The following is a 9,587-nucleotide window of genomic DNA, read 5'->3' as shown; positions in this document are numbered from 1 at the left end:
AATGTTATCTAGTTTTGAAGGAATATGCCTTCATAGTTTGGTGATGATGGCAGAGAGGTCACACCCGTTCCCATACCGAACACGGAAGTTAAGCTCTCTAGCGCCGATGGTAGTTGGGACCTTGTCCCTGTGAGAGTAGGACGTCGCCAAGCAACTAAAAACACAAGTCTTTTGACTTGTGTTTTTTTGTATTGTTAAAAAGAATGGGAAAGAAGTAATGGTAATACAAACACGTTGCCCAAGAGTTAATCATATTATATAAGAGATGGGTGTATATTTTTCTGGAAATTGTTAAGGATTAGAAGTATAAAATAGGTTCACTTAAATAGGGAGGGAAGGTTATGAAATTACAAAGTGAAGTTTGTATTGTTTGTGAGACAAAAAGAAAAGAAGGTATATATGTTTATAATAATTTAATATGTTATGAATGTGAAAAGGATATGGTGAATACAGAGACAGATGATCCGAAATATATACATTATTTAAAGCAACTTCGAAAATTAGAAGTATCATATTTTTAAATAGGCATATGCCTATTATTTTTTTTGTTTTGTATAATAGATGGAGAATGAATAATAAGGAAGAGATGTAGATGAATCAAAATCATATGCCTTTATATGAGGCGTTAATCGAGTTTAAAGAAAGGGGGCCGTTGTCCTTTCATGTTCCAGGTCATAAGAATGGTTTAAACTTCCCTCAGAAGGCAATAAGAGAGTTTAAAGATATTCTATCTATTGATGTAACTGAGTTAGCAGGACTAGATGATTTGCATAGTCCGTTTGAATGTATAGATGAGGCACAACAATTATTGGCTGAAGTGTATGATACAAAGAGAAGTTATTTTTTAATTAATGGTTCAACAGTCGGGAACTTAGCAATGATTTTGTCTTGTTGTGGGGAACATGATATTGTTCTTGTGCAAAGAAATTGTCATAAATCAATTATTAATGGTTTAAAACTAGCGGGAGCAAATCCCATTTTTTTAGATCCATGGATTGATGAAACTTATAACGTACCAGTGGGAGTTCGTAATGAAATTATTAATAAAGCAATTGGAAAATATCCAAATGCGAAAGCACTCATTCTAACGCATCCTAATTATTATGGTATGGGGATGGATTTAGAGGCAAGCATCGCTTTTGCACATGCACATGAAATCCCTGTTTTGATAGATGAGGCACATGGGGCACATCTTTGTTTAGGAGAACCATTCCCGAAATCAGCGTTAACATATGGTGCAGATATTGTAGTGCATTCTGCACATAAGACATTACCCGCAATGACAATGGGTTCCTATTTACATATAAATAGTCACTTAGTAGACGAAGAGAAGGTTACTACTTATTTAAGTATGCTACAATCTAGTAGTCCATCGTATCCAATTATGGCTTCCTTGGATATAGCACGCTTTACAATGGCGCGTATAAAAGAAGAAGGTCATGGTGAAATTGTTGAGTTTTTACGGAGATTTAAGGAACGGTTACGTTCTATTCCCCAAATCGCCATTTTAGAATATCCGTTGCAAGACGAGTTAAAGGTTACCGTACAAACTCGTTGTCAGTTATCAGGGTACGAATTACAGTCCGTATTTGAAAAGGTCGGTATATATACAGAGATGGCTGATCCGTACAATGTCCTATTTATTTTACCCCTGCAAGCAAATGAGGGGTATATGAAGGTTATAGAGATGATCCGAGTAGCATTGCAACATTATGACGTGAAAGACAAGAGGGAATCTATTCGTTATACTTATAAAGGTGAATTCTCTCCTTTGCCGTATACGTATAAACAACTAGAAAGATATGGAACAAAGATAGTATCTATAGAAGAGGCTGTTGGAATGATAGCGGCGGAAATGGTGATTCCGTATCCACCTGGAATTCCATTGGTTATGTATGGAGAGAGAATTACTTCAGAGCATAAAGAGCAAATTATGTATTTAGAGAGAGCAGGAGCTCGTTTTCAAGGTAATACGAAATATATGAAAGTGTATGATATAGAAAGTAGGTTTTAGGATGAAGGGATTATTTGTAACAATTGAAGGCCCAGAAGGTTCAGGTAAAACAACGTTAATTAAAAGCTTATTGCCATATTTTGAACAGAAAGCACAAAAGGTAATGGCGACAAGGGAACCAGGTGGTATTGCAATTTCTGAGGACATTAGGACGATTTTACATAAACAAGAATATACGATGATGGAAGCACGTACAGAAGCGCTTCTTTATGCTGCTGCGCGCAGACAACACTTAGTAGAAAAAGTTATGCCAGCACTTAATGAGAACTATCTCGTGTTATGTGATCGTTTTATAGATAGCTCTTTAGCATATCAAGGCTATGCAAGAGGATTGGGTATGGATAAGGTATTTGAAATAAATCGTTTCGCAACAGAGGACTGTATGCCTAGTTTAACAATTTATCTAGACATTGAGCCTGAGGTTGGCTTGGCTCGGATTGAAAAAGATGCAGGACGTGAAGTAAATCGACTAGATATGGAAGATATCTCTTTCCATAAACGTGTGCGCGAAGGGTATTTACAAGTTGTAGAACGTTTCTCGGATCGTATTGTATTGGTAAATGCTGATCAGCCGATGGAAAAACTTATAGAAGAAGTTGTTCAGATTATAGAAGATAAATTGTTATAATAGAAGGAAAGAATGAAATAAGTGAGGTATGCATTATGATGAAGACGTGGGAGCAGCTTTCTGCTATACAACCCATCGGTGTAAAAATGTTGATGAATAGCATTGCAAAAGAGCGTATATCCCACGCTTACTTGTTAGAGGGAGGGAAAGGTACGGGAAAGTTTGCGACAGCAATTCAAATGGCAAAGAGTTTCCTCTGTTCTCAGCGGAATGGAGTAGAGCCCTGTCATGTATGCACAAATTGTAAGCGAATTGATTCAGGTAACCACCCTAACTTACATATTGTAAAACCAGACGGATTATCTATTAAGAAGCAGCAAATTCATGATTTACAAGAAGAGTTTTCAAAAACAGGATTAGAGGCAAATAAAAAATTGTATATTATTGAGCACGCAGATCGTATGACGGCAAATGCGGCAAATACACTTTTGAAATTTTTAGAAGAACCAAGTAGTGATACAACCGCTATTTTACTTACTGAACAAAGTCATCAAATTTTAAATACGATTTTATCTCGTTGCCAAGTTGTTACGTTTAGACCGTTACCTACAGAATCTTTAATTAGAAGATTACAGGAAGAAGGTATTACAGCATCTTTATCGACACTTGCTGCTCAACTCACAAATAGTTTTGATGAAGCTTTAGCTTTATGTAGTGATGAATGGTTTGCACAAGCACGAGCTTTAGTGATAAAATTATGTGAAGCGCTCGAAAAAGATAAAACCTCTATTTTTTTTGTACAAGAAAAATGGGGAAAACACTTTGGAGAGAAAGAACAATTACAGCAAGGGTTAGATATGTTACTCCTTATTTATAAGGATTTACTATATGTTCAACTTGGAGAAGAAGATCGTCTTGTTTTTCATGAGCAGAAAGAGATGTTTGAATCGTTTTCCTATGCTCAGAAGCGCATTGTATCAGCTCTCTTTAATATATTAGAGGCAAAAAATAGAATCAACGCTAATGTAAATGCGCAGCTTGTGTTCGAACAGTTAGTGTTGCGGTTGCAGGAGGGATGACCGTTTTGTATGATGTAGTAGGTGTTCGCTTTAAGAAGGCCGGAAAGGTATATTACTTTGATCCAATTCAGTTCGATATCTCTGAAAATGAGTTTGTTATTGTAGAAACGGTAAGAGGTATTGAATACGGAAAAGTAGTTATTACCAAAAAGCAAGTTGATGAAAACGACGTTGTATTACCGCTAAAAAAGGTTATTCGTATTGCAAATGAAAATGATCGTACCATTGTTGAAGAGAACAAACATGCTGCAAAAGAAGCATATCAAGTCTGTCAACAAAAGGTAGTAGAGCATAATCTTGATATGAAACTTGTAGATGTAGAGTATACATTCGATCGTAATAAGATTATTTTCTATTTTACTGCGGATGGTCGGATTGATTTCCGCGAACTAGTGAAGGACTTAGCGGCAATTTTTAGAACAAGAATTGAACTAAGACAAATTGGTGTTCGTGATGAAGCGAAGATGCTAGGTGGTATTGGTCCATGTGGTCGTATGCTTTGTTGTTCTACTTTTTTAGGAGATTTTGAACCTGTATCCATTAAAATGGCAAAGGATCAAAATTTATCATTAAATCCTGCAAAAATCTCTGGTTTATGTGGTCGCTTAATGTGTTGCTTAAAATATGAGAATGATGAATATGAGGCAGCAAAGGAACAACTTCCTGATTTAGATCAACGTATACAAACCCCGCATGGTACTGGCCGTGTGATCGGATTAAATATTTTAGAAAGATTAATTCAAGTGGAACTAGTAGACAAGGAACGGATAGTAGAATATACGTTAGATGAGTTAGTGAATAAAGGGGTCGTTTCGAGTCAAACCACAGATTAATGAGGTGGGTGCTTGTGGAGAAAAAAGATATTTTTGAATCGGTTTCTAGTATGGAAGAGCAAATTGGACATTTATACAAACAGTTGGGAGAGTTAAAACAGCATCTTGCAGAGTTGTTGGAAGAAAACCAGCATATAAAAATGGAAAATAACAATTTGCGACACCGTTTTGAAGAAGTGCAGAATAAAGAAAAACAAAAAACTCAAAAACGTAAAGAAGTGAAGCCGAAAACAGATATTGGTGAAGGCTATGACAATTTAGCGAGACTGTATCAAGAAGGTTTTCATATTTGCAATCTACATTATGGAAGTGTACGTAAAGAGGGAGATTGTTTGTTCTGTCTGTCATTCTTAAATAAAAAGTGAAATTACCTTTCCAATTATAATTGGAAAGGTAATTTTTTATACATGAAATAGGGTAGGTTAAGGGTAAGAAAAGGAGCAGTATATGAATTTATATGAAGATGAACGTTTAGATTACTTATTAGCGCAAGACATGAAGATTATACAAAGCCCATCAGTATTTAATTTTTCTTTAGATGCGGTTTTACTGGCAGATTTTGCATGGGTGCCAATTCAAAAGGGGAATTTACTTGATTTGTGTACAGGTAACGCAGTTGTCCCCCTTCTATTAAGTACAAGAACAAAAGGAAAGATTACTGGTGTGGAAATTCAAGAACGCTTATATGATATGGGAGTAAGAAGTGTTCAATATAATGGGCTGGAAGAAAGAATTCACCTCGTACATGGAGATTTGAAAGATATGCCAGAGAAACTCGGACGTCATCAATATGATGTTGTTACATGTAATCCACCATATTTTCAAACACCTCAAACTTCAGAGAAAAATATGAATGAACATTTAGCGATAGCTCGTCATGAAATTATGTGTACATTAGAAGATGTTGTATCTGCAAGTAGTCAGTTAGTAAAACAAGGTGGGAAAGTGGCGTTTGTACATCGTCCAGGGCGATTACTCGACATTGTCACATTAATGCGTAAATATAAAATTGAACCAAAGCGTGTGCAATTTGTTTATCCTAAGGTTGGAAAAGAAGCAAATACATTGTTAATTGAAGGAATTAAGGATGGAAATGCAGATTTGAAAATTTTACCGCCTCTCGTTGTATATGAGAACAATAACGAATATACAAAGGAGCTACGTTTAATTTTATATGGAGAAGAATAAGCACTTTTTTTATGTGGTAGAGTGCTCTGATGGAAGTTATTATGCTGGATATACAAACCATATAGAAAAGAGAATTCAGACTCATAATAGCGGCAAAGGGGCTAAGTATACACGCGTCAGGCTTCCTGTCGTTTTAAAATATGTAGAGACCCACGATGATAAGCGTACAGCTATGCAAGCGGAGTATTACTTTAAGCAATTAACGAGAAAACAAAAAGAGGCATATATGCAAAAAGGAGAACGCTATGTGGCAACAAAAAAGCTTTCAACAAAATGAAAAGGGAGTTTTATATTTAGTACCAACTCCTATTGGAAATCTAGAAGATATGACATTTCGTGCAATCCGAATTTTAAAAGAAGTTGATTTAATTGCTGCTGAAGATACGAGACAAACGAAAAAACTTTGTAATTATTTTGAAATTGAAACACCTGTCACGAGTTATCATGAGCACAATAAAGAAGTAAGTGGGAAGAAACTATTAGAGAAATTAGAGGATGGAAAGAATGTAGCACTTGTTAGTGACGCTGGCATGCCGTGTATTTCTGATCCAGGTTACGATATTGTCGTTGAGGCAGTAGCTGAGCAATATCATGTAATTCCGCTTCCTGGAGCAAATGCAGCCCTTACAGCATTAATTGCATCCGGTCTTGAAACAAAGCAGTTTTATTTCTATGGTTTCTTGCAGAGAAACAAAAAGGAACGGAAGATGGAGTTAGAAAAGCTTCGTTATGTACAAACTACAATGATGTTTTATGAAGCACCTCATCGTTTAGATGATACTTTAATTTCGATGCAGGAAGTGTTGGGAAATAGAGAGATTGTATTATGTCGAGAGTTAACGAAAAAATTTGAGGAATTTATTCGAGGAACAATCGAAGAAGCAATTGAGTGGACGAAGCAAAATGAAGTACGTGGTGAGTTTTGTATTTTAGTAGCTGGTTCAACAGAAGAACCTGCTCCAGAAGAACAATGGTGGGAATCTCTTTCGGTATATGATCATATTGAACATTATATAAATGAAAAAAGTATGAATTCAAAAGAAGCGATTAAAACAGTCGCTAAAGATCGAGATTTGTCGAAAAGAGATGTATATCAAATCTATCATGTCGATAAAAAATAAGCTTCTCATAATTGAGAAGCTTATTTTGCTGTTTCGATATAATCTTGAAGTTCGTTTAAGATTTGCTCAGCGCCTTCTTTGCTTAAGATGATTTTACCTTCAGCTAAAGAAAGGTTACCGTCAGATACTTCACCAGTTACTTGGCAAGTCATGTTTGGTTTATATTTCTTTAAGATGATTTTTTCGTCATCAACATAGATTTCAAGAGCGTCCTTTTCTGCAATACCTAAAGTACGGCGTAATTCGATTGGAATTACTACACGACCTAATTCATCAACTTTACGAACAATACCAGTAGATTTCATAATTTTTTTCCTCCTAAATAAATAGTTTATAAGTTTCGAGTCTATTTTTAGATTCGTCATTTTTCGACAAAATACCCTATGGACATATGATACCAATCATTTACATTTCCGTCAATTCTTAAATTCTATATTTTTTAAAAAGATTTATAGATTTCTTATTTCTTATATATAATAGATTGAGAGGATATTCCACAATTATTTACGTTTTTTTCTGAAAAATTAACAAATTTAAGTGGAGATTGTATATTTTTTGAAATATGAGCAATAGATGATAAAGATATCGAGCATTAAGACCCAAAATTCAAAATTAGGTTGGAGTAAAGAAGATAAGTTAGATTCGGGCTGCTCGTAAAAGCCCGATTGATGTGGGCTAATAATCAGTGAGGATGAAGAAAAACCCCACTGATTAAAGTTTCACTTTATATATGAGTTTTTGATATACTGTTTATAAATACATATGAGGTTATTCGGGAGGTCCAAAACAATGACAGAGGAAAATAAGTCCTTTTATATTACTACCCCAATTTATTATCCAAGTGGAAAATTACACATTGGACATGCTTATACGACAGTAGCAGGAGATGCGATGGCACGATATAAGCGTATGCAAGGATATAATGTGCATTATTTAACAGGAACTGATGAGCATGGACAGAAGATCCAAAAGAAAGCAGAAGAGTTAAATATTACGCCACAGGCATATGTTGATAATATTGTTGCAGGAATTAAAGAGCTTTGGGAGAAGATGGATATTTCTTATGATGATTTTATTCGTACAACTGAAGATCGTCATAAAGATGTTGTCGAAAAAATCTTTAAGCAATTAGTAGATCAAGGTGACATTTATCTTGATGAATATGAAGGTTGGTATTCTGTACAAGATGAGACGTTCTATACAGAGCACCAATTAGTAGATCCAATTATGGAAGGTGACAAAGTAGTTGGAGGAAAAAGCCCAGATAGTGGTCATGATGTAGAACTTGTTCGTGAAGAATCTTATTTCTTTAGAATGGGTAAATATGTCGACAGACTATTAAAGTTCTATGAAGATAATCCACATTTCATTCAACCGGAGTCTCGTAAAAATGAAATGATTAATAATTTTATTAAACCAGGATTAGAAGATTTAGCAGTTTCTCGTACTTCATTTGACTGGGGAGTTCGTGTTCCTGGTAACCCAAAACACGTTATTTACGTATGGGTTGACGCATTATCTAACTATATTACGGCGTTAGGTTATGGAACAGCAAATGAAGAGAAATATAAAAAATTCTGGCCTGCAGATGTGCATTTAGTTGGGAAAGAAATCGTTCGTTTCCATACAATTTATTGGCCGATAATTTTAATGGCATTAGATTTACCTCTTCCAAAGAAAGTCTTTGCTCATGGCTGGATTTTAATGAAGGATGGGAAGATGAGTAAGTCAAAAGGAAACGTAGTAGATCCAGTTACATTAATCGATCGTTATGGATTGGATGCATTACGTTATTACTTACTTCGTGAAGTTCCATTTGGATCTGATGGCGTATTTACACCAGAAGGATTTGTGGAGCGTATTAATTTCGACTTAGCAAATGACTTAGGTAATTTATTAAATCGTACAGTAGCTATGATTGATAAGTACTTTAACGGAGAAATCCCTGCATTTAAAGCAAATGTAACAGAATTTGATGAAACGTTAGTAGCGTTTGCACAAGATACTTTGAAAAAAGTAGAAGAAGCAATGGAGAATATGGAGTTCTCTGTAGCGTTAGGATCTATTTGGCAATTGGTTAGTCGTACGAATAAATATATTGATGAAACACAACCATGGGTATTAGCAAAAGATGAGAATGATCGTGAAAAGTTAGCTTCTGTAATGGCTCATTTAGCAGAAGTACTTCGTCAAACAGGTATTATGCTTATGCCATTCTTAACAGTAGCACCAAGCAAGATGTTTGCTCAGCTTGGCCTTACTGATGAGGCTCATAAATCTTGGGAAAGTCTATCTACAATTGGCTGTATTCCAGCTGGAACAAAAGTAGAAAAAGGAAACCCAATTTTCCCTCGTTTAGAAATAGAAGTGGAAGTAGAGTACATTAAAGAACAAATGAAAAGCTCTGCCCCTAAAGTAGAAGAGAAAAAAGAAGAAGAGCCGAAGGCAGAAGAAATTACAATTGATGATTTCTTTAAAGTAGAATTACGCGTAGCTGAAGTACTATCTGCTGAACCTGTGAAAAAAGCAGACAAGTTGTTAAAAATTCAACTAGACTTAGGCACAGAAAAGCGTCAAGTTGTTTCTGGAATTGCAAAATTCTATTCGCCAGAAGACCTAAAAGGTAAAAAGGTTATTTGTGTAACAAACTTAAAACCTGTAAAATTACGCGGTGAATTATCGCAAGGTATGATTTTAGCGGGTGAAGAGAATGGCGTATTGTCATTAGCATCAATTGACCAAAATCTACCAAATGGTACAAAAATCAAGTAATTAAGACAAGAA

11 protein-coding genes and 1 rRNA gene are annotated in these 9,587 nt (G+C 35.3%); 11 read left to right on the top strand and 1 reads right to left on the bottom strand.

Going from position 1 to position 9,587, the window contains the following annotated elements; translation table 11 throughout:
- Positions 1 to 36 precede the first annotated feature (36 nt).
- The 10 genes from rrf to rsmI all read left to right on the top strand — a co-directional run bounded on the left by rrf (position 37) and on the right by rsmI (position 6,803).
- Positions 37 to 152, top strand: a 5S ribosomal RNA gene (rrf, locus tag ACTJJY_RS10375).
- A gap of 189 nt (positions 153 to 341) precedes the next feature.
- Positions 342 to 521 (top strand): sigma factor G inhibitor Gin, encoded by a 180-nt coding sequence (locus ACTJJY_RS10370; RefSeq protein ID WP_000776279.1) that lies wholly within the window; start codon positions 342 to 344, stop codon positions 519 to 521.
- A gap of 71 nt (positions 522 to 592) precedes the next feature.
- Positions 593 to 2,014: an aminotransferase class I/II-fold pyridoxal phosphate-dependent enzyme gene (locus ACTJJY_RS10365; protein ID WP_440605461.1), complete on the top strand. Its 1,422-nt coding sequence runs from the start codon at positions 593 to 595 to the stop codon at positions 2,012 to 2,014.
- Position 2,015: 1 nt separating this feature from the next.
- Positions 2,016 to 2,642 carry a dTMP kinase gene (gene tmk, locus ACTJJY_RS10360; protein WP_000677218.1) on the top strand — a complete coding sequence of 209 codons (627 nt, stop codon included), beginning with the start codon at positions 2,016 to 2,018 and terminating at the stop codon, positions 2,640 to 2,642.
- Between the two features lie 35 nt (positions 2,643 to 2,677).
- Positions 2,678 to 3,661, top strand: a complete 984-nt coding sequence (gene holB / locus ACTJJY_RS10355) for a DNA polymerase III subunit delta' (RefSeq protein WP_000978578.1) — start codon at positions 2,678 to 2,680, stop codon at positions 3,659 to 3,661.
- A 5-nt stretch (positions 3,662 to 3,666) separates the two neighbouring features.
- Complete coding sequence (locus ACTJJY_RS10350) at positions 3,667 to 4,494, top strand: PSP1 domain-containing protein (protein WP_440605460.1); 828 nt, start codon at positions 3,667 to 3,669, stop codon at positions 4,492 to 4,494.
- 14 nt (positions 4,495 to 4,508) lie between these two features.
- Positions 4,509 to 4,859 carry a DNA replication initiation control protein YabA gene (gene yabA, locus ACTJJY_RS10345; RefSeq protein ID WP_000412063.1) on the top strand — a complete coding sequence of 117 codons (351 nt, stop codon included), beginning with the start codon at positions 4,509 to 4,511 and terminating at the stop codon, positions 4,857 to 4,859.
- 82 nt (positions 4,860 to 4,941) lie between these two features.
- The gene (locus tag ACTJJY_RS10340) at positions 4,942 to 5,682 is read left to right on the top strand and encodes a tRNA1(Val) (adenine(37)-N6)-methyltransferase (RefSeq protein ID WP_440605459.1); all 741 of its coding nucleotides are present in this window, start codon (positions 4,942 to 4,944) and stop codon (positions 5,680 to 5,682) included.
- Entirely contained in the window at positions 5,669 to 5,959 is a 291-nt protein-coding gene (locus ACTJJY_RS10335; protein ID WP_000414350.1) for a GIY-YIG nuclease family protein, read from the top strand. Before ACTJJY_RS10340 ends, ACTJJY_RS10335 begins: the two co-directional genes overlap by 14 nt.
- Positions 5,928 to 6,803, top strand: coding sequence for a 16S rRNA (cytidine(1402)-2'-O)-methyltransferase (gene rsmI, locus ACTJJY_RS10330; protein ID WP_000267820.1), 876 nt, complete (start codon positions 5,928 to 5,930; stop codon positions 6,801 to 6,803). Before ACTJJY_RS10335 ends, rsmI begins: the two co-directional genes overlap by 32 nt.
- A gap of 20 nt (positions 6,804 to 6,823) precedes the next feature.
- Here the strand turns inward: rsmI and ACTJJY_RS10325 are convergent, their stop codons facing one another.
- Entirely contained in the window at positions 6,824 to 7,108 is a 285-nt protein-coding gene (locus ACTJJY_RS10325) for an AbrB/MazE/SpoVT family DNA-binding domain-containing protein (RefSeq protein WP_000843036.1), read from the bottom strand.
- A 484-nt stretch (positions 7,109 to 7,592) separates the two neighbouring features.
- Between ACTJJY_RS10325 and metG the strand changes: the two genes are divergently transcribed.
- Positions 7,593 to 9,575, top strand: coding sequence for a methionine--tRNA ligase (metG, locus tag ACTJJY_RS10320; protein ID WP_000134131.1), 1,983 nt, complete (start codon positions 7,593 to 7,595; stop codon positions 9,573 to 9,575).
- Positions 9,576 to 9,587: the final 12 nt, after the last annotated feature.

Source organism: Bacillus sp. 22475 (genome assembly GCF_052044835.1).
GTDB classification, from domain to species: Bacteria; Bacillota; Bacilli; order Bacillales; family Bacillaceae_G; genus Bacillus_A; species Bacillus_A cereus.
Note: the sequence above shows the minus strand (reverse complement) of the source record. Positions and strands in the feature narration are given on the sequence as shown.

What these genes read in the sequence shown, in the direction of transcription:
- tmk (WP_000677218.1), top strand. Translation starts at nt 2,016, where the DNA reads ATGAAGGGATTATTTGTAACAATTGAAGGCCCAGAAGGTTCAGGTAAA.
- ACTJJY_RS10340 (WP_440605459.1), top strand. Translation starts at nt 4,942, where the DNA reads ATGAATTTATATGAAGATGAACGTTTAGATTACTTATTAGCGCAAGAC.
- holB (WP_000978578.1), top strand. Translation starts at nt 2,678, where the DNA reads ATGATGAAGACGTGGGAGCAGCTTTCTGCTATACAACCCATCGGTGTA.
- ACTJJY_RS10325 (WP_000843036.1), bottom strand. Translation starts at nt 7,108, where the DNA reads ATGAAATCTACTGGTATTGTTCGTAAAGTTGATGAATTAGGTCGTGTA.
- ACTJJY_RS10365 (WP_440605461.1), top strand. Translation starts at nt 593, where the DNA reads ATGAATCAAAATCATATGCCTTTATATGAGGCGTTAATCGAGTTTAAA.
- metG (WP_000134131.1), top strand. Translation starts at nt 7,593, where the DNA reads ATGACAGAGGAAAATAAGTCCTTTTATATTACTACCCCAATTTATTAT.
- rsmI (WP_000267820.1), top strand. Translation starts at nt 5,928, where the DNA reads ATGTGGCAACAAAAAAGCTTTCAACAAAATGAAAAGGGAGTTTTATAT.
- ACTJJY_RS10370 (WP_000776279.1), top strand. Translation starts at nt 342, where the DNA reads ATGAAATTACAAAGTGAAGTTTGTATTGTTTGTGAGACAAAAAGAAAA.
- ACTJJY_RS10335 (WP_000414350.1), top strand. Translation starts at nt 5,669, where the DNA reads ATGGAGAAGAATAAGCACTTTTTTTATGTGGTAGAGTGCTCTGATGGA.